The organism is Bradyrhizobium sp. USDA 4353 (genome assembly GCF_054063215.1).
Genome location: NZ_JBSSGB010000001.1, coordinates 6,861,949 through 6,883,601, shown reverse-complemented (window position 1 = coordinate 6,883,601; position 21,653 = coordinate 6,861,949). Strand labels below are relative to the sequence as shown.

The window sequence follows — 21,653 nt, the reverse complement described above, 5'->3', positions numbered from 1 at the left end:
GGTGATCATGGGCCTTCATCCCGACATCGCAGCGTTGCTCGACATGATCCAGCTCGGAACGGAATCCGGCGCGCGCATTCCGTTTCCACAGCTCACACCGGCCCAGGCGCGCGCCGATTTCGACGCCTCGTCACCGCTGCTGGATGTCGATCCGCCGCCGCTTCCGCATGAGAGGCAGTTGTCCTTGCCGATGCGCGACGGCACGGAGATCGCGGCCCGGCTCTATGCGCCACGGACGCCGGACTGCGCCGCGCCGCTGCCCGTGCTGCTCTACATGCATGGCGGCGGGTTCGTCGTCGGCAGCCTCGAGTCGCACCAGCCGCTGTGTCGCGGGCTTGCCAGCGACAGCGCTGCGGCCGTGCTCTCGATCGGCTACCGGCTTGCGCCCGAGCATCGCTTTCCCACCGCGTTCGAGGATTGCGTCGACGCGCTCGCCTGGATCGGACGCGAGGGGCCTGCGGCCGGCCTCGATCCGGAGCGCATCGCGGTCGGTGGCGACAGCGCGGGTGGCACGCTTGCGGCAGCGCTGTCCATCGCCGCCCGCGACGACAGCAGCTTGCCGCGACCTCTGCTCCAGGTGCTGGCCTATCCCGGCCTCAGCCCGCAGCAGGTCACCGAGTCCTACGCGAAATACGGCTCCGGTTTCCTGCTGGAGCGCGAGACCGTGGACTGGTTCTTCAATCATTATCTGCGCGACGACGCCGACCGGACCGATTGGCGGTTCGCGCCGCTGGCTGCGCCGGATCTGTCCGGCGTCGCGCCCGCGATGCTGTTGCTGCCCGAGTTCGATCCCTTGATCGCGGAGGGACGGGACTATGCCGCGCGGCTTCTCGCGGCCGGCGTTGCCGTCGATCTGAAGATCTATCCCGGCATGATCCACGAGTTCCTGCGGATGGGCAACGTCGTGCCGGACGCGCTGCAAGCGCGTAGCGACATCGGCGCCCGGCTCGCGCACGCCTTTGCTCAGCAAACCGGAGTCGGCCGCTGATGACGACCTCATCCAATCCCGGGATCGTGCATGCCGGCAGCCTGCTGCGGCCGTACTGGAAGCTTGTTCTCTGCGGAATTGTGCTTGGCCTGGTCGGTGGCGCCAGCGTCGCCAGCCTGCTCGCCGTGGTGAACAGGGGCCTCTATGCCGGCTCCGACGATGTCGGCAGCCTGATCGCCTCGTTTGCCGGGCTGTGCGTGCTGATCGTGGTCGGATCGGTCGGCTCCGATATCAGCGCCAACGTCGTCGGCCAGCGCATCATCGCCTCGCTGCGCAAATCCTTGGCCGCGAAGATCCTGATGGCGCCGATTGATCAGCTGGAATCCTATCGGACGCACCGGCTGATCCCCGTGCTGACCAAGGACGTCGATGCGATCAGCGATTTCGCCTTCTTCTTCCCGGCCTTCCTGGTCTCCGGCGTCATCGTGGCCGGCTGCCTCGTCTATCTCGCCGTGCTGTCGTGGCCGCTGTTTCTGGTCGTAGCAGTGCTGATCGCGCTCGGATCATCTGCGCATTTTCTGGCGCGCCGGCGCGGCATGTCCGGGTTCAATCTCGCCCGCCAATATGAGGACGATCTTCAGAAGCATTATCGGACGATCGCCGAGGGCGCCAAGGAGCTGCGCCTGCACCGGTCGCGTCGGCATCATGTGCATGTCGACCTGATCCAGCGCACGGTCGAGCGGATCAGCGACGTTCAGATCAGCGCGATCAATCTCCTGGTCACCGCGCGCGCGCTCGGCACGGTGCTGCTGTTCCTCGTCATCGGCACCGCGCTGGTGCTGCGGCCGCTGCTCTGGCCGGATAGTCCGCCATCGGTCTCCAGCGGCTTCGTCCTGGTGCTGCTGTTCATGCGCGGCCCGATCGATCAGCTGATCGGCATGCTGCCCTCGCTCGGACGCGCGCAGGTCGCGATGCGGCGCATCGCCGAATTGTCCGAGCGCTTCGCGACCGCCGAGCAGGACCTGCTCGCCGAGCCGGCGCAAGGCAGCGGCGAGCGGATCGACTCCATCGAGCTGCGCGGGGTGACATATGCATTCCCTGCGGCAGCCAGTGACAGACCATTCGTGCTCGGGCCGATGGATCTGCGCATCTCCCGCGGCGAGATCGTCTTCATCGTCGGCGAGAACGGCAGCGGCAAGACGACGCTGATCAAGCTGCTGCTCGGACTCTATGTGCCCGATAGCGGCGTGCTGCTGCGCGACGGCGTGCCCGTGGTCAGCGAGACACGGGACGACTATCGTCAGCTCTTCACCACCGTGTTCTCCGACTATTACCTGTTCGACACGCTGCTTCAGCAGAGCGGCGCCACGCCGGATTTCGCGCAGCGTTATCTCGACCGGCTCGAGCTCGCGCATAAGGTCTCGGTCGAAAATGGGACGTTCTCGACCACGGACCTGTCGACCGGCCAACGCAAGCGTCTCGCCTTGGTCAATGCCTGGATCGAGGGACGCCCCGTGCTTGTCTTCGACGAATGGGCGGCCGATCAGGATCCGGCATTCCGCCATGTCTTCTATACCGAGCTGCTCGCCGACCTGAAGCGGCTGGGCAAGACCATCATCGTGATCTCGCACGACGACCGCTACTTCCACTGCGCCGACCGGATCGTTCGGCTGCGCAATGGACAAATCGAAGAGGATGAACCGGCGCAACGCGGCGAACTGTCGCGGGCGAAGCGGACGCCGAAGTCAAGGGTCAAGGACGACGTCGCGTCACACGAGCCGACGCGGGCGTGAGCCCGCCGCTTTGTAACTAATCTAGATCGAGAGAGCGCCCGCCTGCTTGTCTTGGACGCTTCGACAAATTTACATCCTGAACGGGAGCGGACGGTGGTGAAGCTCGCGCAGGGCAACAGAGTGAGGGGCAGATGAACGCAAGCGCGCGCTTCGATGCAAGAGTCTATGCAGGAGGAGGGGCCTTTCGGGCCGGCGCCGATCTCGCGCTGTCGGTCGTGCGCGACAAAGCAGACATCCGCGTAATGGCCCACGGTGAGGCGCTGCTGTCGCTTCGGTTCGACGGTGATCGAGGCGTGCTGGCTGTCTCGAGCGGTCTCGGCGATCCCCACCAAATCGGACACGGGCTGTCCGCCGCGGCCGAAGCGCTGTTTGGCTGGCATCCGTCGCTCCAACGGCTCGTGCTTGATCTCGGAGAGCGGCAGGCCGCCGCATCAGAGTTGGCACGCGACGGCTTGGTGGTGATGGTGGATGGCGCGCCGGTGCTGCTGCCGGACATGCTGATGCAGCGGCGGGAGGGCTGGCTGACGGACGCGGCGCGGCCGGCGTTTCCGCTGTCCTATGTGATGACCGACGGCAAACGGCATCCACGACGGCCGCCGAAGCCGGTCGGCCGCGTCTATGGCCGCTTCATTCCCTGGATCTCGGAGGTGATCAGCTTTCGCGTCGTCGATGTGGAGCGGGATCTCGCGCTCGTCCACCGCTGGCTCAACGATCCCAGAGTGGATGCGTTCTGGAACGAGGCCGGAGACCTCGACAAGCACCGGCAGTATCTCTCTAAGATCCTGGCGGATCCGCACATGCTGCCGTTGATCGGCTGCTTCGGTGAGCGGCCGTTCGGTTATTTCGAGCTGTATTGGGCAAAGGAAAACCGGATCGCGCCGTTCTACGATGCCGGCGACCATGATCGTGGCTGGCATGTCATCGTCGGCGAGGACGCGTTTCGCGGCCGCGACTTCATCACCGCGTGGCTGCCCTCGCTGATGCACTACATGTTCCTCGACGATCCCCGCACCATGCGCATCGTCGGTGAGCCCGCGGCGGCCCACGTCCAGCAGCTGCGCAACCTCGATCGCGCCGGCTTTGCCCAGATCAAGACCTTCGACTTCCCGCATAAGCGAGCAACCCTGGTCATGTTGCTTCGTGAACGTTTCTTCGGCGACCGGCTGTGGCAGCCGGCAGCCAGGGACGCTGTCCTCGAGACCCAACGCTGACGGAGCATCACCTCATGTCCTATCAACTCGCACCGGAATATGATGTCGTCGGCGTCGGCTTCGGGCCGTCCAATCTGGCGCTGGCGATTGCGCTCGACGATTGCGCCAGGCATCAGCGGCAGAGCTGCCGCGCGCTGTTCGTGGAGCGGCAGCCCAAATTCAAATGGCATGGCGGCATGCTGCTCCCCGGTAGCAACATGCAGATTTCTTTCCTGAAGGATCTCGTGTCGCTGCGCGATCCGACCAGCCCGTTCACCTTCATCAACTATCTGCACAAATCGGGACGGCTGCTCGACTTCACCAATTGCAAGACGTTCTATCCGAGCCGCATCGAGTTCAACGACTATCTGGGCTGGGTCGCGGGCCAGTTCAGCTCGATGGTCGCATATGGCGAGACGGTGGTTGCCGTCGAGCCGGTCAGCTCCGGCCAGTCGGTCGCCGCGCTGCGCGTGGTGACCCGGACGCAGGACGGAACGGAGCAGTCGCGCGTCGCGCGGAACCTCGTGGCCGCAGTGGGGGGCGTGCCGCATATCCCAGCCATGTTCCGGGCAATCGCCAGTGACCGCAGGATGGTGCATACGAGCGGCTATCTCGAATCGCCGGTCATCGGCGAGATGAAGGGGAGGGCGCCCCGCGTCGCGGTGATCGGCGGCGGCCAGAGCGCAGCCGAGGTCACGCTCGATCTCAGCGAGCGGCATCCGGATGTGCGGATCGATCTCGTGTTCCGCGGACATGCGCTCAAGCCGTCCGACAGCAGCCCGTTCGTCAACGAGATCTTCAATCCTGATTACACCGACTATTTCCATTCACGCGAGGAGAGCCAGCGCGCCGCGATTATCCGCAGCTTCCGCAACACCAACTATGCCGTGGTCGATCCGGATCTGCTCGATCAGCTCTACCGCATGACCTATCAGCAGCGCGTCTCCGGAGAGCGGAAGCTTGCGCTCCATCCGCGCAGCGAGATCGTCAGCGCCGAAGCAGGCTCCGACGGGATTACGCTCGAGCTCCTGAACAAGGACGAGGACGTCCGGCATCGGGAAACCTATGACGTGGTCGTGCTGGCGACCGGCTATGAGCGGTCGCCGATCCCGGCCTTTCTCGATCCGATCAGCCGCTACATCGAGACGAGCGCGCTGGAGCGCGACTATCGCCTCCAGATGAGCCCGGGCTTTCGGCCGCAGGTCTATCTGCAGGGCTGCTCGGAGATCTCGCACGGCCTGAGCGACACGCTGCTGTCGGTGCTGCCGATGCGCGCCCAGGAGATCACGGCGTCGCTCGTGCCAGGGATGGCGGGGCGGCGCAGCCCGGAGCAGGGGCCGCACGTGGTCGAGCCGGTCTACTCTTAAGGAGCGGGCGTCGACCGGAATGAGCCGGCACGCCACGCCTTGATGATGACCGTGGCGCCGTTCGAGCGGCACGGTGGATGAACATCGGTGGTCGTCGTGATTGCGCATGTTGGAAAGCCGGGACTCCGGAACGGCAAGCAGCCACGGCGAAGTCTGGGAATGGGAAATGGCTGAGCCGCATTTGCCTGAGCGGGTCGTGACTTTATTGATATCGAGTGACTATGCCCGGCTTGTGGGCCGGACCACGACGGAGCAGCTCGACTACATCGTCGATATCGCGTCATTGCACACGCGCGACGAGCTGCTGCGACGTCTGGGACACGACCGCAATCTGATGCGTCAGGTCGAGAAGTGGCTCGGGTTTCACGACCGCCGCCTGCGGCGGCCGGCCGAGAGCATCGACGTTGCGATGTGCGGATTGGAGTTCCGCAAGCGGCGCATCCGGCGGTCGCGGCTCGGCGCCCGCCGACGCCCGCTGGCTCCGAAGACCCCTCCCAAGGAGCGGGGCTGACCGCCGGCGGCCGATGAGCCACTCACAGGATCGCCGCTGACGACGCTGACCGGACGCTCCCGCCGGCCGTCCGGATTTTCGGACGAGCCCTGAGCTCGCTTTCCGAAAGTTCGGACGGGCTGACCGGGGCGCGGCCCGGTCAGATCGCTAACGCTTTGTAAACAGGAGCATATCCGACGACATCCGGCGGTCGCGCACCGCCGCTCCCCTGGCACGGATGCTGCTTAAAGAGCCGCCAAACGAGCGCCAGCTCGACAACAACAGATGCGAGGGGACGTCCGGATGCCAGCCCACAGCCCCACCAGCTTCTGAAGCAACGAGCAGGCGATTGCGCCTGCGCGTCGTTCGCGCGCGTGCCTCGGCGGCCGGCGCGTTCGGATGCGCTCGGCGACATGCCTGCCAAGACCCTTGAAGAGCATCGCGCCCCCGCCGCGGACGCTGATCTCGGCGGCTGAACGAGACGTAGACCAAGTAGGACCAGGGAGAGAAGAGACGATGTCAGCAACCACCACGGCGGCTCCGGCCCCGAAGAAGCCGTTCTATCGGGTCCTCTACGTCCAGGTCCTGGTCGCGATCGTGCTCGGAGTCATCGTCGGCTGGGTCTGGCCGGAGGTCGGCAAGAACGAATGGATCAAGGCGCTCGGCGACGGCTTCGTCAAGCTGATCAAGATGGTGATCGCGCCGGTCATCTTCTGCACCGTCGTCTCCGGCATTGCCCACGTCTCCGAGGTCAAGAAGGTCGGCCGCGTCGCCGTCAAGGCGCTGATCTATTTCGAGATCGTCTCGACCTTCGCGCTCGCGCTCGGTCTGATCGTCGGCAATGTCATCCAGCCGGGAGCGGGGTTCCAAGGCCAGAGCAATGCCGCCGCGGTCGCCAACTACGCCAAGCAGGCGAGCGAGATGAAGTCGGTCGACTTCGTGCTCCACATCATTCCGGACACTGTGGTGGGCGCCTTCGCGCAAGGCGAGATCCTGCAGGTGCTGCTGTTCTCGATCCTGTTCGGCATCGCGCTGATGAGCCTCGGCGAGCGCGGTCACACCATGCGCGCCTTCGTCGATGATGCGGCGCATGCGATCTTCGGCGTCATCGCCATCGTCGTGAAGGCGGCCCCGATCGGCGCCTTCGGCGCCATGGCCTTCACCATCGGCCGCTATGGCCCGCAGGCGCTCGGCAACCTCGCCGGCCTGATTGCGACCTTCTATCTCACCGCACTCGCCTTCGTCGTCATCGTGCTCGGCATCATTGCCCGGATCGCCGGCTTCTCGATCTTCAAGTTCCTAAAATACATCAAGGACGAGCTCCTGATCGTGCTCGGCACCTCCTCGTCGGAGAGCGCGCTGCCGCAGATGATGGAGAAGCTGGAACGGCTCGGCTGCTCCAAGCCGGTCGTCGGCCTGGTCGTTCCGACCGGCTATTCCTTCAACCTCGACGGCACCAACATCTACATGACGCTGGCGACCCTGTTCATCGCCCAGGCGATGAACGTGCATCTGTCCTTCGGCGAGCAGATCACCATCCTGCTCGTGGCCATGCTGACCTCGAAGGGCGCGTCGGGCATCACCGGGGCGGGCTTCATTACCCTGGCCGGAACGCTCGCCGCCGTCCGGCCGGAGCTCGTTCCGGGCATGGCGATCGTGCTCGGCATCGACAAGTTCATGAGCGAGTGCCGCGCGCTGACCAATCTCTGCGGCAACGGCGTTGCCTGCGTGATCGTCGCCTGGTGGGAGGGCGAGCTCGACCGCGACAAGCTGCGCGCGGCGCTCGAGCGCGACATCGATCCGTCGGATGTCGAGGTGGCCGTCACGACCGGCTAAGCAACGTGGCCGTGCAGGCGTCGCCGCTGCTCGCGCGCGGCGACGCGATGCGCCAGAGCGAGGGCATCCGGAGCAGAACCGGCGAACCTGCTGATGCTGCCCAATCGTGATGCGGGCAACATCAAATGATCTGCTAAGGTATCGATGACATCTAGGTTGTCGAGGACTTGTAGGTTGTTGAGGACTTGGCGCTGACGGCGTGACACCGGCAGCGCCACGGTCACCCCCAGGGGAGAGTTGGTGATGGCCGTTGCGCAGGCGGGAGTCCCTCGTGTCGTGATCGTCGGCGGTGGCGCCGGCGGCCTGGAGCTGGCGACCCGGCTCGGCGACAAATATGGCCGCAAGGGCAAGCTCGACGTCACGCTGGTCGAGCGCAACCGCACCCATGTGTGGAAGCCGAAGCTGCATGAGATCGCCGCCGGCAGCATGGACATCTCGGCGCATGAGGTCGACTATCTCGCGCAGGCCTATTGGCACGGCTTCCACTACCGCATCGGCGACATGATCGGGCTGGATCGCGACAAGCGCGAGGTGCTGGTCGCGCCCTATCTCGACGCCGAGGGGCGGGAGGTCACGCCACAGCGGACCATTCCCTATGACGTGCTCGTCATCTCCATCGGCAGCCAGAACAATGATTTCGGCACGCCAGGGGTGGTCGATCACGCGATCAAGCTGGAGTCGCAGCGCGACGCCCGGCGCTTCCACGAGCGCATGATCAATGCCTGCATTCGCGCCCATTCGCAATCGTCGCCGATCGCAGCGCATCAGCTCAAGGTCGCGATCATCGGCGCCGGCGCGACCGGCGTCGAGCTTGCTGCCGAGCTGCACCGCACGACGCGCGAGGTCGTGGCTTACGGTCTCGACCAGGTCGACGCCGAGAAGGACATCAAGATCACGCTGATCGAGGCCGCGCCCCGGGTGCTCCCGGCGTTGCCCGAGCGCGTGTCGAGCGAGACCGGCAAGCTCTTGGAAAAGCTCGGTGTCGAGGTGCTGGTCGGCGCCAAGGTCGCCGAGGTCGCGGCCGATCATGTCAGCCTGGCCGATGGCCGCGTCATCCCGGCCGAGCTGATCGTCTGGGCCGCAGGCGTCAAGGCGCCTGACTTTCTCAAGGACATCGCGGGATTGGAGACCAACCGCATCAACCAGCTCGTGGTCAAGCAGACGCTGCAGACCACGCGCGACGAGCGCATCTTTGCGATCGGCGACTGCTCGGCCTGCGCTTGGGGCGAGCGCGGCAACGTGCCGCCGCGAGCCCAGGCGGCGCATCAGCAGGCCTCGCATCTCACCAAGCAGATCCCGCGCTTCATCCGCGGCGAGGCGCTGGCGGAGTATCGCTACCATGATTTCGGCTCGCTGGTGTCGCTCGGCGAGTTCTCGACCGTCGGCTCGATGATGGGCGCGCTGGTCGGCGGCAATCTGGTGTTCGAGGGCCTGTTCGCCCGCATGATGTATCTAGCGCTGTACAAGATGCACGAATACGCGCTGCATGGCCTCGCCAAGGTCACGCTGGATACGCTGGCCCGCCTGATCACCCGCCGCACCGAGCCGCATGTGAAGCTGCATTGATCGCCGAGACCGTCGCGGCGGTGCCCTTGTCCGGCCGCCGCCGGGCAGCCTCGCGAGGTTCCGGCGGCCGATTTTGCTGTCGCAAATTCCGGAGCAAGATCGTAGACTTAGGGCTTGATGCGGGCGCGATGGGCGCGGCCCGCCACGCCCCGGATTTGCCTGGCTCAGCAGATGACGGATCTTCCTCTCCGGATCGGCCTCGAGGGATATCCCGACGCCGCCATGGTCCGGGGGCGCGCGGGCTGGCTCCTGCGCGGGCTCGTGGCGGTCGCGCTGGTGTCGGCGGCGGCCTGGCTCGGCTATGCCGTCGCCTTCGCGCGCGGGCTCGATCAGCGCCACGCCGCAGCCCAGCAGCGGCTGGCGGTCGAGGCCGCGCAGCTCGACGGCTATCTCTCGCGCTTCGAATATCTGCCCTCGCTGCTGGAGACGTCGCCGGATGTCTTCAGGCTGCTCGGCACGCCGGATGACCACGCCCTGCAGCAGAGCGTCAGCCTGTACCTGAAGTCGATCAATCTGCTGGCCGGCGCCGACAATCTCTATGTGCTGACCGTCGACGGCGACGCGATCGCGGCCGCGGATTTCGACCAGCCGGGGACGCCGGTCGGCAGCAATCTGTCCTATCGGCCTTACATGCGCCAGGCGCTGGCGACCGGTCGTGGCGCGTTCTTCGGCATCGGCATCACCAGCGCCCGCGCTGGCTATTATCTGTCCTATGCGATCAAGCACGACGGGCGCACGATCGGCGTCGCCGTGGTCAAGGTCAATCTCGATGCGTTCGAGCGCGAGTGGCGCAACCGCGGCGCGGACATGCTGCTGGTCGACGCCCGCGGCGTCACCATTCTCGCCTCGCGCGACGAATGGCGCTTCCGCCCGCTGACGCCGCTCGCGGTCGATGCGCTGGAGGAGATCGCGACGTCGAAACCCTATGGCAGCTCCAGCCTTGCGCCGCTGGGCTGGACCTTCATGGAGCACGGCGGCCGAGTGACGACCGAGCGCGGCGCGGTCTACAGCATCGACGAGCGCCCGCTGCACGAGCGGCAATGGCAGCTGATGCTGCTCGACGACATCGCGCCGATCCGGCGCACGGCCTATGTGATCGGCACGCTCTCGGGGCTCGCCTGCATCGTGGCGCTGCTGCTGCTCGGCTTGCTGGCGCAGCGCCGAAGCGAGATCCGGCAACGGCTGGCGAGCCAGGCCGCGCTGCAGGCCGCCAATGACCGGCTGGAGATCCGGGTGCAGGAGCGCACCGCCGAATTGCGCGCCGCGCAGGACGAGCTCGTGCATGCCGGCAAGCTCGCGGTGCTCGGGCAGATGTCGGCCGGCATGGTGCACGAGATCAACCAGCCGCTGGCGGCGCTGCAGACCGCGTCCGACAATGCCGTGCAGTTCGTCGACCGCGGCATGATCGGCGAAGCCCGCGGCAATCTCGTCCGGATCGGCGAGCTGGTGCGTCGCCTCGCGCGCCTGACTGGCCAGCTGCGCGTGTTCGCCTACAAATCCAATGCGCCGCTCGAGTCCGTATCGGTCGAGCAGGCGGTTGCGGAGACGCTGAAGATTCTCGGCAATCGGGTGAAGGACGGCGGCGTCGAGATCAGCATCGATCTCGCGCCGGAGCTGCATGTCCGCGCCGAACAGATCCGACTGGAGCAGCTGCTCTGCAACATCGTCGCCAACGCTCTGGATGCCGTCGAGAGCGCAGAGCAGAAGTCCATCCATATCCGCGCCGAGCGCGCGGAGGGGCAGTGCCGCATCGCCATCGGCAACAGCGGGCCGGCGATCCCCCCGGACGTTTTACGGCGCATGTTCGAGCCGTTCGTGACGACCAAGCCGGCCGGCAAGGGGCTCGGCCTCGGTCTCGTCATCGCCAACCACATCGCGCGCTCGTTCGGCGGCGAGCTGCGGGCGCGCAACCTCGAGCCTATCGGCGCCGAGTTCGTCCTGCTGCTGCCGCTTGCCGGAAGGTCCGCTCATGAGCTCTGAACAGCCGATCGGCGTGATCTATGTCGAGGACGACGAGGACGTGCGCATCGGCGCCGTGCAGGCGCTTCAGCTCGCCGGCCTCCCGGTGACCCCGTTCGCCTCCGTCGAAGCGGCGAGCGTGGTCGTCCGCGCCGATATGCCGTTCGTGGTCGTCTCGGACGTGCAGTTGCGCGGCAAGAGCGGCACGGCGTGGCTCAACGAGTTGCATCGGCTCGATCCGGATCTGCCGGTGATCCTGGTCACCGGCCATGGCGACATCTCGATGGCCGTGGAGGCGATGCGCAACGGCGCCTATGACTTCATCGAGAAGCCGTGCTCATCGGAGCAGCTCGTCTCGGTGGTGCGGCGCGCGCTCGACAAGCGTAGGCTCACGCTCGAGGTGCGCAAGCTTCGCTCGGCGCTCGCCGACCGCCAAGGCATCGAGGCGAGCCTGCTCGGACGCTCGCCGCAGATCCAGGAGGTGCGGCGCCTGGTCGCCAATCTCGCCTCCACCAATGTCGACGTCACGATCTATGGCGAGACCGGCACCGGCAAGGACGTCGTCGCGCGCTGCCTGCACAATCACAGCCCGAGGCGCGGTGGCAATTACGTCGCCGTCAACTGCGGCGGCCTGCCGGAATCGCTGGTCGAGAGCGAGTTGTTCGGCCACGAGGCCGGCGCGTTCACCGGCGCCACCAAGCAGCGGATCGGCAAGATCGAGTACGCCCATGGCGGCACCTTGTTCCTCGACGAGATCGAGAGCATGCCGCTCAGCGTCCAGGTCAAGCTGCTGCGCGCCCTGCAGGACCGCGCGATCGAGCGCGTCGGCTCGAACAAGACGGTCGCGGTGGATTGCCGCGTCGTCGCCGCCAGCAAGGCCAATCTCTACGAGCTCAGCGAGAGCAAGCAGTTCCGCGCCGACCTCTACTATCGCCTCGGCGTCGCCTTCATCGAGCTCCCGCCCTTGCGCGAGCGGCGCGAGGACATTCCGATCCTGTTCGAGCACTTCACCCTGGACGCTGCCAAGCGCTTCGAGCGCGACGCGCCGATCGTGGACGATGCGACGATGTCGCTGCTGCTCGGCCATGCCTGGCCCGGCAATGTCCGCGAATTGCGCAACATCGCCGACCGCTTCGTGCTCGGCGTCCTCGACCGCCGCGTGCTGAGCCGGTCCGCCGCCGCGTCCTCCGAGCTGTCGCTGCCGCGTCAATTGGAGAACATCGAGCGCTCCATCATCGAGGACGCGCTCCGCCGCAAGCTCGGTGATGTGCAGGCGACCGCCGCGCTGCTCGGCGTTCCCAAGCAGACGCTGTACGACAAGATCAAGCGGCTTGCGGTCGATGTCGACGGGGTCCGCGACGATCGGTCACGCACAAGCGGCGCGCGTCATAACCTGGATTAGGACGGCGCCGCTTTAGAGCCGTTGTAAAGCAGCAGCGCACAGGCCGTAGGAACGGCCGCCACAGCACATCATTGCTGCGAGGTCACTTCGAACAGGAGACCTTTGCATGTACTACTTTGACAAGCGGCTGCAATATCCGGTGGCTGTGGAGAGTCCTGATCCGATCTTCGCGCGCCAGCTGCAGCAGGCGATCGGCGGCGTCGAAGGCGAGATCCGCGTCTGCCTGCAATATTTCTTCCAGGCGTGGGGAAATCGCGGCCCCCGCCAAATATCGCGACGTGCTGCTCAACACCGCGACGGAGGAGATCAGCCACATCGAGATGCTGGCCACCGCCGTGGCGCTCAATCTCGAGAATGCGCCGGCGACGATGCAGGAGACGACCTTGCAGGCGAACCCGGTCGTCGGTGCCGTCATGAGCGGCGGCGAGCGGCCGCGCCACGTCATCGAGGGCATGCTGCACCGGCACCTGCTGTCGACCGGAATGGCGGCGTTCCCGGCGAATTCCGACGGCGTGCCGTTCGACTGCTCGCACATCTATGCCAGCGGCAATCTCGCCGCCGACATGTATTGCAACGTCGCAGCCGAAGCGACCGGGCGCACGCTCGCGGTGCGGCTCTACAACTCGACCGCCGACCGCGGCATGCAGGACATGCTGAGCTATCTGATCGCGCGCGACACCATGCATCAGCAGCAATGGCTTGCCGTGATCGAGGACCTCGGCCCGGGCCAGCTGCCGATCCCGAACAGCTTCGATCGCAGCAAGGAGGCGACCGAGTTCGCCTACATGTTCATGGGCACCGAGCGCAACGGCACGCCGCCGGAGCCCGGCCGCTACTCCGAGGGACCGTCGCTCGATGGCCAGGGCCAGTTCTCGATCCGCCCCGGCTTCGAGCCGCTCGGCGAGGTGCCCAATCTCGGCCCGGCCCGCCCCGACAGCGCCGCGCAGCGCGATCAGATGAACGCGACGCCGACGACCAACGCGCTGACCTGATGAGACCCGCAGTGGCCGGCGCCTCTGCGGGGCCGGCCGTCGCGCCTCATCGACGTGCGCTCTGTTCCTCGTGGCCATGAGGAACGAATGCGTGACGACATCTGTTGAAGAGCCATGACAGGCAGAGACACCCGCGACCTGCGCTCCGGCGCCTACGACCCCGTCAGCAAGGACGGCTTGCCGCAGCCGCAGCAGGTCAAGGACGACACGACGCCCCGCCAGCAGGAGCAGTGGGGCGCCGACGTCCGCGCCGAGCCGCTTCCCGGCACCGAGCCGGTGCTGCCCGAAGGACTGACGCGCGAGCGCCGCGATCCGCTCAATCGCAACACCGGCCGGCACGAGACGGAGTAGAAGCCGCGAACTCGCTGCGCTCCCTCTCCCCGTTCTTCACGGGGAGAGGGGTGGGGTGAGGGGCAGCTACGCGGGTGGTGCTAAATCGGGGCAAACGCGCCAGGTGCGTTTGCGGAGAGACCTGTACCCCCTCACCCGGATTGCATCTGGCGATGCAATCCGACCTCTCCCCGCAAGCGGGGAGAGGTAAGTGGTCCGCGAGATCGTGGGGCAATTCTGCGATCGCCCACGCGCAGCCAACCCAACTTACTTCGCCGCGATCACCATGATCTCGACCGTGTACTGCGGCGCCGCCAAGCCGGCCTCGACCGTTGCGCGTGCGGGCGTGTTGCCGGCGGAGACCCAGCCGTCCCACACCGCGTTCATCTCGCCGAAGGTCTTGATGTCGGTGAGGTAGATCGTCGCCGACAGCAGCTTGGTCTTGTCGGTGCCGGCCTTGGCGAGGTGGCCGTCGATGATCGCGAGAATTTCCTCAGTCTGCTTGGTCACGCTCTCGCCGGCGGTCTTCTGCGCGACGACACCCGCGAGATAGACGGTATTGCCGTGCACGACGACCTGGCTCATGCGCGGGCCAACTTCAAAGCGCTGGATGGACATCGAGAGAACTCCTTGGAAGGTCAATTCGGGGCCTCTCCCTAGCGCGTGCGGCGCGGCAGCGCCAGTCGGCTGAGCGGCGATCTGCGGCGCACGACCTTGCGTTGCCGACATGGCAACGACACACGGTCGGCGGCATTTCCGCAAGCGCCGCAGTCTCGCCGCGCTGCACAGCGGCTTGCTCATGGGGCGGGCAAACAGGGAATGTTTTCCGCGCTTGCACCGATATTTGAGACATGAAACATTCCCCGCGAGGTTCCTTTTAAGCGATTTCGGAGGGGCGTGATGCGGAAACGGTTGATGCTGGCGGCGCTGTCAGCGGTCGCATGGGCGACGAGTGCAGGGGCGGGCTTTGCGCAGCAGACGATCCGCGTCGGCTGGACCATCCCGGCGGAAGAATCCAAATATTGGATGATGAAGCGGCCGAGCGAATTTCCGGATCTCGGCAAAACCTACAATATCGAGTGGACCCAGTTCCAAGGCACGGCACCGATGACCCAGGCGCTCGCGGCAGGCGCGCTCGACTGCGCGACGCAGGCGCCGCTGTCGCTGTCGAACGGCGTCGTCGGCGGCGGCCTCAAGGCCTACATCGTCGCCCAGCACGTCTACGAAAAGCCCGGCGGGTTCTCGGTGTATTGGGCGGTGAAGGACGATTCGCCGATCAAGACCATTGCTGACCTCAAGGGCAAGACGGTCGGCATCTCCGTCATCGGCGGCGGCACGCAGGGTCCGTTCAATCTGCTGCTCAAGCAGGCCGGGCTCGATCCCGCCAAGGACATCAAGCTGGTCGAGGTCGGCTTCGCGGTCGCCGAGGACGCGCTCAAACAGGGCCGCGTCGACGCCGTCAACATGAACCAGCCGTTCGCCGCGCGCGCCGAGGCCAAGGGCGGGACGCGAAAACTGTTCCAGCTGTCGCAGGCGATGCCCAACATCGTCCACATCCTCGAGGCCTGCCGCGCCGACTTCGTCGACAAGAACCCCGATCTCGTGAAGGCCTACGTCCGCGACATCACGGCCGGCATGAAGAAGGCGCTCGCCAACCGCGATGAGACCTTGAAGGTCGTGTCCGAAGTGATGAAGGTGCCGGTGCCCGTGATCGAGACCTATCTGCTCAAGGACAATGATTTCGGCCGCGATCCCGTCGCTGCGCCGAACTTCCCCGCGATCCAGAAGATGCTCGATATCTACGCCGAGACCGGCATGCTGCCGAAGCTCGACGTCGCCCAGTTCAAGCATCCCACCATCGTCGCGCCGATCCAGTAGGGCGCTACGCGGAGCTCGTCGATGAGGAAGCTGCGCTCGCGCGTCACGGTGGAGGGGCTCGACCGCGCCCCGCACCGCGCCTTCATGCGCGCGATGGGTCTCGATGATGCCGACATCGCCAAGCCGATGATCGGCATCGTCAGCCAGAAGGGCGAGCAGACGCCCTGCAACATGACGCACGACTTCCAGGTCGATGCCGCCAAGACCGGTGTCTCCGAGGCCGGCGGCACGCCGCGCGAATTCGCCACCGTCTCGGTGTCCGACGGCATCAGCATGAACCATGAGGGAATGAAGTTCTCTCTGTTCTCGCGCGAGCTGATCGCCGATTCGATCGAGGCCGTGGTGCACGGCCTCGCCTATGACGCGCTGATCGGCTTCGGCGGCTGCGACAAGACCTTGCCTGGCGTCATGATGGGCATGGTCCGCTGCAACGTGCCGTCGATCTTCATCTATGGCGGCAGCGCGCTGCCGGGCAAGTATCAGGGCAAGACGCTCACGGTGCTCGATTCCTATGAGGCCGTTGGCAGCTACATGACCGGCGAGATCGACGCCGCCACGCTCGAAGGCATCGAGCGCTCCTGTCTGCCGACCATCGGCGCCTGCGCCGGCCAGTTCACCGCCAACACCATGGGCATGCTGTCGGAAGCGATGGGCCTGTCGATGCCCAACGTCTCGATGATCCCCGGCGTCTATGCCGAGCGCGGCCATGTCGCGCGCGCAGCGGGGCGCCTGATCATGCAGATGCTCGCCAACGATGGCCCGCTGCCGCGCGACGTCGTCACCCGCAAATCCCTGGAGAATGGTGCTGCGATCGTCGCGGCCACCGGCGGCTCGACCAACGCGGCGCTGCATCTGCCGGCGATCGCCAACGAGGCCGGCATCCGCTTCACGCTCGACGATGTCGGCGAGGTGTTTTCGCGCACGCCGCTGATCGGCAATCTCAGGCCCGGCGGCAAGTACACCGCCAAGGATGTCTACGACATCGGCGGCGCGGCGGTGGTGATCCGCGCGCTGATCGAGAGCGGCCATATCGACGGCTCCTGCATCACGGTGACCGGCCGCACGCTTGCACAGGAATATGGCGCGGCGAATGCGCCTGACGGCGAGGTCGTCTTCACCCCGGCCAAGCCGATGATGCCCGATGGCGGCGTCGCCGTGCTCAAGGGCAACCTCGCGCCGGATGGCGCCGTCATCAAGGTGGCCGGTCTCAAGAACCTGGTCTTCGAAGGCCGCGCCCGCGTGTTCGAGGACGAGGAGGCCTGCGTCGCCGCTGTGCGCGCGCGCAACTATCAGGCGGGCGAGGTGCTGATCATCCGCAACGAGGGACCCGTCGGCGGTCCCGGCATGCGCGAGATGCTCGGCGTCACCGCGCTGATCTACGGCCAGGGCATGGGCGAGAAGGTCGCGCTGATCACCGACGGCCGCTTCTCCGGCGCCACCCGCGGCATGTGCATCGGTTACGTCTCGCCGGAGGCCTTCGTCGGCGGCCCGCTGGCGCTGGTGCGCGATGGTGACCCGATCCGCATCGACGCGAAGGCGCGCACGCTGGACGTGCTGCTCGACGAGCGTGAGCTTGCCGCGCGCCGCAGCGCCTGGTCGCAGCGACCGCCGCGCCATCGCGCAGGGGCTCTGGCGAAATACGCCAAGCTGGTCGGGCAGGCCCCGCTCGGCGCCGTCACGCATGAAGGACCGGCCGAATGGCCATGGTTCGATCAGGAGCAGGAATGAGCCGCGACGCGCGACGGTTGGCAGGGTTCTTGCTAATCTTGCGACCACACACCCCGTCATTCCGGGGCAATCGTCGAGGCGAAGCCTCGATGATTGAACCAGGAATCTCGAGCCTAGTGAGCATGAACGCAAGGCAAGCTCGGAATTCCAAAGTTGCCACCGTGAGGCGGGCAAGCTCTCCAGGCTCCCTCCCCCCTGGTAGGGGAGGGTTGGGGAGGGGGGTAGCCGAGAGGACGGTGGGTGTGGCACCCCCCTCCCTAGCTCTCCCCCACAAGGGGGGAGGGAACGACCTCGTGCGGGGAGACGGCCGGGCTCATTGCAGTCGGCAAGCGGCGTGAACGACGGAGGTCGGACACAAAGCGATCGTCGTCGTGAGGCGGGCAAGCTCTGCAAGCTCCCTCCCCCCTTGTGGGGGAGGGTTGGGGAGGGGGGTAGCCGCGAGGTCGGTGGGTGTGGCACCCCCCTCCCTAACCCTCCCCCACAAGGGGGGAGGGAACGACCTCGGGCGGGGAGACGGCCGGGTTAAGGCCTTGCCCCGGAATGATGGTGGACGTGGATACGGACGAATATCTGCGGTGGTCTGTGATGCCTGATGATTGGGAGCCTCTAAGCGTGCTGCACCGGAAAGAGAAGCCGACATGGGCGTGACCCCGATCCGACCCGGCCAGCTCGCGGGCGTTCCACTCGGCCGCAGCCCGGCCACGCCGATCATCGAGATCGACCACGTCTCGCAGGTGTTCAAGACCTCGTCGCGCCGTGACCACACCGCGCTGTCGGACATCTCGCTCTCGGTGGAGGAGGGCGCCTTTGTCTCGATCCTCGGCCCCTCCGGCTGCGGCAAGTCGACCTTGCTCTACATCGTCGGCGGCTTCGTCAAGCCGACCAGCGGCGCCGCGAGGATGAAGGGCAAGCCGATCACCGGCCCCGGGACCGATCGCGGTCCGGTGTTCCAGGAGTTCGCGCTGTTTCCGTGGAAGAGCGTGCTCGGCAACGTCATGTACGGCCCGCTGCAGCAGGGCCTGAAGGCCGCGAAGGCCGAGGCTTTAGCGCGGACCTTGCTCGCGATGGTCGGCCTCACCGGCTTCGAGAAGTTCTATCCGAAGGAGCTGTCCGGCGGCATGAAGCAGCGCGTCGCCCTGGCGCGCACCTTGGCCTATGGCCCCGAGGTGCTGCTGATGGACGAGCCGTTCGGCGCGCTCGATGCGCACACCCGCACGCGGCTGCAGAACGACCTGCTCGACATCTGGGAGCGCGACCGCAAGACCGTGCTGTTCGTGACGCATTCGGTGGAGGAAGCCGTGTTCCTGTCCGACAAGGTCGTGATGATGTCGCGCTCGCCCGGGCGCATCCGCGAGGTCATCGACATCGACCTGCCGCGGCCGCGCCGCCGCGAGGAGCTGCTGCTCGATCCGCGCTATCAGAAATACATCGTCGACATCGAGCGCATGTTCGATGCGTCCGGCGACAACGAGCTGCCGTCATGAACGGACTTCTCAAGCCGCTCGCGCCGGTGCTGGCCTGCTGCGGCCTGTTGCTGCTTTGGCAGCTCGCCTCGCTCGGGCTGAAGAACGACAGCTTCCCGACCGCGCTGGAGTCGCTGCGCGCGATCCCGCCGATCCTCACCGACAAGGAATCGCTGATCAACATCCTGGCCTCGCTGCGGCGGATGGCGATCGGCTTCGTGCTCGCGCTGGCCTTCTCGATCCCGCTGGGATTGCTGATGGGCCGCAGCCGCGCCACCGCCGCCTTCTTCAATCCGCTGCTGATGCTGATCTATCCCGTCCCGAAAGCCGCGCTGATGCCGATCATCATGCTGTGGCTCGGCGTCGGCGACATCTCCAAGACGCTGGTGATCTTCCTCGGCGTCAGCCTGCCGGTGATCTATCACAGCTTCGAGGGCGCCAAGGCGGTCGAGGAGAAGATGCTGTGGTCGGGCGCTGCCATGGGCCTGTCGCCGGCCGAACGCCTGCTGCGCATCGTCCTGCCGGCTGCATTGCCGGAGATCCTCACCGGCTGCCGCACCGGCCTCGTGCTGGCGCTGATCACGATGGTGACCAGCGAGATGATCGCGCGGCAGTCCGGCGCCGGCAACATCCTGTTCAACGCGCTCGACATGGGCCAGTACGACACGGTGTTCGCGATGATCATCATCATCGGCGCCATGGGCATCTGCCTCGATGCCGCATTCGAAGTGATCCGCCGCTGGCTGGTGCGCTGGTCCGAGCCGCAATTCGACATGCCCCTGAGCTTCTCATGACGCGCACCTCCAACGATATCCTGCTGGGCGCCGCGCCGATCGTGCTCGTCCTGCTGCTGTGGCAAGGTCTCGTGTCGTTCGGCTACGCGCCGGCGACCCTGCTGCCGCCGCCGGGGCAGGTGTTCCTGCGCATGGCGCAGCAGCTCTCCAGCCTCACCTTCCAGCAGGACATCGCCGCGACTTTGTTCCGGCTGTTCGCCGGCTTCGCGATCGCCGTCGTGCTCGGCGTCTCCCTCGGCATTGCCGCAGCAGTCAGTCCACCGATCAACGCCGCCGTCAAGCCGATCGTCCGCGTGCTGGCGCCGCTGCCGAAGGTCGCGCTCTATCCGGCCTTCCTGCTGCTGCTCGGCTTTGGCCACGAATCCAAGATCATGCTGGTGGCGGCCGACGCGCTGTTTCCGATCCTGCTGTCGACCTATTACGGCGCCACCACGATCGAACAGAAGCTGATCTGGTCGGCGCTCGCCGCCGGCACGCCGCCGCGCGACGTGCTGTGGAAGGTGGTGCTGCCGGCCGCGATGCCCTCGATCCTGACCGGCTGCCGCATCGGCCTCGTGATTTCCTGCATCGTGGTGTTCCTGGCGGAGATGATCACCTCGACCGACGGACTCGGCCACGTGCTCGTCACCGCGGCGCGCACCTTCCAGGCGGTCGACATGTTCGTGCCGCTGATCACGATCTCGCTGCTGGGCCTCATTCTCAACGCCCTGCTGCAGGGCCTGCGCGCGTACCTGCTGCGCGGCTTCCCTTCAGTCTGATAGAACGACAAACAACAATCGGGAGAACGACCATGCTGGCGGATCGCATCGAGGCGAAATGGATCGACGCATTCTGCGAGATCTTCGAGCGCTGCGCGGTGAAGGCCGGCGACACCGCCGCCATCCTGTCGGAGACGCAGTCGCGTCCGCTCAACGTCCACATCGCCGAGCTGGCGCTATTGCGCATGGGCGCGCGTCCGTTCCATGTGATCGTTCCGACGCCGCGCAATCCCCATCCGGTGCCGGTGCGCTCGACCGGCGCCTCGGAGGCCATCGGCAAGCTCGGCCCCGTCGTGACGGCCTTGCAGCAGGCCGGCTTCGTCGTCGACTGCACCATCGAAGGCCTGATGCACGCGGTGGAGACGCCGGAGATTCTCAAGGCCGGCGCGCGCATTCTCGTGATCTCGAACGAGCATCCCGAGGCATTGGAGCGCATGCGGCCCGACACGGCACTGGAGAAGCGCGTGCGCGCCGCCGCCAAGATGCTGCGCGGCACCAAGCGGATGCGCGTGACCTCCAAGGCCGGCACCGATCTCGACGTCGTCATGGAGGGCGCTTCCACCGTCGGCGTGTGGGGCTGGACCGATCGTCCCGGCACGCTCGCGCATTGGCCGGGCGGCATCGTCGTGAGCTTCCCCAAGAGCAAATCGGTCAACGGCACCATCGTGATGGCGCCCGGCGACATCAACCTCACCTTCAAGCGCTATCTGTCGTCGCCGGTCACGCTGACCATGCGCGACGACTACATCACCAATCTGGAAGGCGAGGGCGCCGATGCTGCGATGATGCGCGCCTATCTGGCGTCGTGGGGCGACCGCGAGGCCTATGCCGTGTCGCATGTCGGCTGGGGTATGAATCCTGGCGCCCGCTACGAGGCGTTGACCATGTATGACCAGCGCGACACCAACGGCACCGAATTGCGCGCCGTCCCCGGCAATTTCCTGTTCTCCACCGGCGCCAACGAATTCGCCGGCCGCTACACGGCCGGCCATTTCGACCTGCCGATGATGGGGACGACGATCGAGCTGGATGGCACAGCCGTGATCAAGGCCGGCGTGCTGCAGGACGTGTTCGGATAGGTGAGGGTCGGCACGGAACGGCGCTGAGAGGTGCAGCGCCGATGTTGCAGAAATGGTTTCAACGAGCCGGCCAGAACTCCTATTGCACGTAACGCAAGCT

At 66.2% G+C, this 21,653-nt stretch carries 18 protein-coding genes and 1 pseudogene; 17 read left to right on the top strand and 2 right to left on the bottom strand.

The features are described 5' to 3' along the window. The first annotated feature begins 7 nt into the window (after positions 1–7). The 6 genes from ACVILH_RS31145 (at position 8) to ACVILH_RS31120 (ending at position 7,604) form a co-directional block, all read left to right on the top strand. On the top strand, positions 8–988 hold the full coding sequence (locus tag ACVILH_RS31145) for an alpha/beta hydrolase fold domain-containing protein (RefSeq protein ID WP_456716312.1): 981 nt from the start codon (positions 8–10) through the stop codon (positions 986–988). After that, positions 988–2,721, top strand: coding sequence for a cyclic peptide export ABC transporter (locus tag ACVILH_RS31140; RefSeq protein WP_456716311.1), 1,734 nt, complete (start codon positions 988–990; stop codon positions 2,719–2,721). Before ACVILH_RS31145 ends, ACVILH_RS31140 begins: the two co-directional genes overlap by 1 nt. A 131-nt stretch (positions 2,722–2,852) precedes the next feature. After that, positions 2,853–3,932 carry a GNAT family N-acetyltransferase gene (locus ACVILH_RS31135; RefSeq protein WP_456716310.1) on the top strand — a complete coding sequence of 360 codons (1,080 nt, stop codon included), beginning with the start codon at positions 2,853–2,855 and terminating at the stop codon, positions 3,930–3,932. A gap of 14 nt (positions 3,933–3,946) precedes the next feature. Beyond that, positions 3,947–5,278 carry a lysine N(6)-hydroxylase/L-ornithine N(5)-oxygenase family protein gene (locus ACVILH_RS31130; RefSeq protein ID WP_456716309.1) on the top strand — a complete coding sequence of 444 codons (1,332 nt, stop codon included), beginning with the start codon at positions 3,947–3,949 and terminating at the stop codon, positions 5,276–5,278. A 196-nt stretch (positions 5,279–5,474) separates the two neighbouring features. Beyond that, positions 5,475–5,789: a hypothetical protein gene (locus ACVILH_RS31125; protein ID WP_456717124.1), complete on the top strand. Its 315-nt coding sequence runs from the start codon at positions 5,475–5,477 to the stop codon at positions 5,787–5,789. Between the two features lie 495 nt (positions 5,790–6,284). Then, complete coding sequence (locus tag ACVILH_RS31120; protein WP_456716308.1) at positions 6,285–7,604, top strand: dicarboxylate/amino acid:cation symporter; 1,320 nt, start codon at positions 6,285–6,287, stop codon at positions 7,602–7,604. Here the strand turns inward: ACVILH_RS31120 and ACVILH_RS31115 are convergent. Further along, the gene (locus ACVILH_RS31115) at positions 7,601–7,822 is read right to left on the bottom strand and encodes a hypothetical protein (RefSeq protein WP_456716307.1); all 222 of its coding nucleotides are present in this window, start codon (positions 7,820–7,822) and stop codon (positions 7,601–7,603) included. The genes ACVILH_RS31120 and ACVILH_RS31115 overlap by 4 nt on opposite strands. 25 nt (positions 7,823–7,847) lie before the next feature. Between ACVILH_RS31115 and ACVILH_RS31110 the strand changes: the two genes are divergently transcribed. The 5 genes and pseudogenes from ACVILH_RS31110 to ACVILH_RS31090 all read left to right on the top strand — a co-directional run bounded on the left by ACVILH_RS31110 (position 7,848) and on the right by ACVILH_RS31090 (position 13,874). After that, positions 7,848–9,170: an NAD(P)/FAD-dependent oxidoreductase gene (locus ACVILH_RS31110; RefSeq protein ID WP_456716306.1), complete on the top strand. Its 1,323-nt coding sequence runs from the start codon at positions 7,848–7,850 to the stop codon at positions 9,168–9,170. A 171-nt stretch (positions 9,171–9,341) separates the two neighbouring features. Continuing rightward, on the top strand, positions 9,342–11,150 hold the full coding sequence (locus tag ACVILH_RS31105; protein ID WP_456716305.1) for a sensor histidine kinase: 1,809 nt from the start codon (positions 9,342–9,344) through the stop codon (positions 11,148–11,150). Next, on the top strand, positions 11,140–12,531 hold the full coding sequence (locus ACVILH_RS31100) for a sigma-54-dependent transcriptional regulator (protein ID WP_456716304.1): 1,392 nt from the start codon (positions 11,140–11,142) through the stop codon (positions 12,529–12,531). Before ACVILH_RS31105 ends, ACVILH_RS31100 begins: the two co-directional genes overlap by 11 nt. Positions 12,532–12,637: 106 nt before the next feature. Next, positions 12,638–13,523 (top strand): annotated as a pseudogene (locus ACVILH_RS31095) (manganese catalase family protein). 114 nt (positions 13,524–13,637) lie between these two features. Further along, entirely contained in the window at positions 13,638–13,874 is a 237-nt protein-coding gene (locus tag ACVILH_RS31090) for a hypothetical protein (RefSeq protein ID WP_456716303.1), read from the top strand. A 246-nt stretch (positions 13,875–14,120) separates the two neighbouring features. On the opposite strand, the gene ACVILH_RS31085 is transcribed toward ACVILH_RS31090, so the two are convergent. Beyond that, a complete protein-coding gene (locus ACVILH_RS31085) occupies positions 14,121–14,471 on the bottom strand; it encodes a RidA family protein (RefSeq protein WP_006614884.1) in 351 nt (116 codons plus the stop codon). Positions 14,472–14,753: 282 nt separating this feature from the next. On the opposite strand from ACVILH_RS31085, the gene ACVILH_RS31080 reads away from it, so the two are divergent. The 6 genes from ACVILH_RS31080 (at position 14,754) to ACVILH_RS31055 (ending at position 21,553) form a co-directional block, all read left to right on the top strand. Further along, the gene (locus ACVILH_RS31080) at positions 14,754–15,731 is read left to right on the top strand and encodes an ABC transporter substrate-binding protein (protein ID WP_456716302.1); all 978 of its coding nucleotides are present in this window, start codon (positions 14,754–14,756) and stop codon (positions 15,729–15,731) included. A gap of 21 nt (positions 15,732–15,752) precedes the next feature. Then, complete coding sequence (gene ilvD, locus ACVILH_RS31075; protein WP_456716301.1) at positions 15,753–17,459, top strand: dihydroxy-acid dehydratase; 1,707 nt, start codon at positions 15,753–15,755, stop codon at positions 17,457–17,459. Between the two features lie 638 nt (positions 17,460–18,097). Then, positions 18,098–18,943: an ABC transporter ATP-binding protein gene (locus ACVILH_RS31070; RefSeq protein ID WP_456716300.1), complete on the top strand. Its 846-nt coding sequence runs from the start codon at positions 18,098–18,100 to the stop codon at positions 18,941–18,943. After that, entirely contained in the window at positions 18,940–19,716 is a 777-nt protein-coding gene (locus ACVILH_RS31065) for an ABC transporter permease (protein ID WP_456716299.1), read from the top strand. The genes ACVILH_RS31070 and ACVILH_RS31065 overlap by 4 nt, the downstream gene beginning before the upstream one ends. After that, positions 19,713–20,474, top strand: a complete 762-nt coding sequence (locus ACVILH_RS31060) for an ABC transporter permease (RefSeq protein WP_456716298.1) — start codon at positions 19,713–19,715, stop codon at positions 20,472–20,474. Before ACVILH_RS31065 ends, ACVILH_RS31060 begins: the two co-directional genes overlap by 4 nt. 32 nt (positions 20,475–20,506) lie before the next feature. Next, on the top strand, positions 20,507–21,553 hold the full coding sequence (locus tag ACVILH_RS31055; protein WP_456716297.1) for a peptidase M29: 1,047 nt from the start codon (positions 20,507–20,509) through the stop codon (positions 21,551–21,553). The last annotated feature ends 100 nt before the right edge of the window (positions 21,554–21,653 follow it).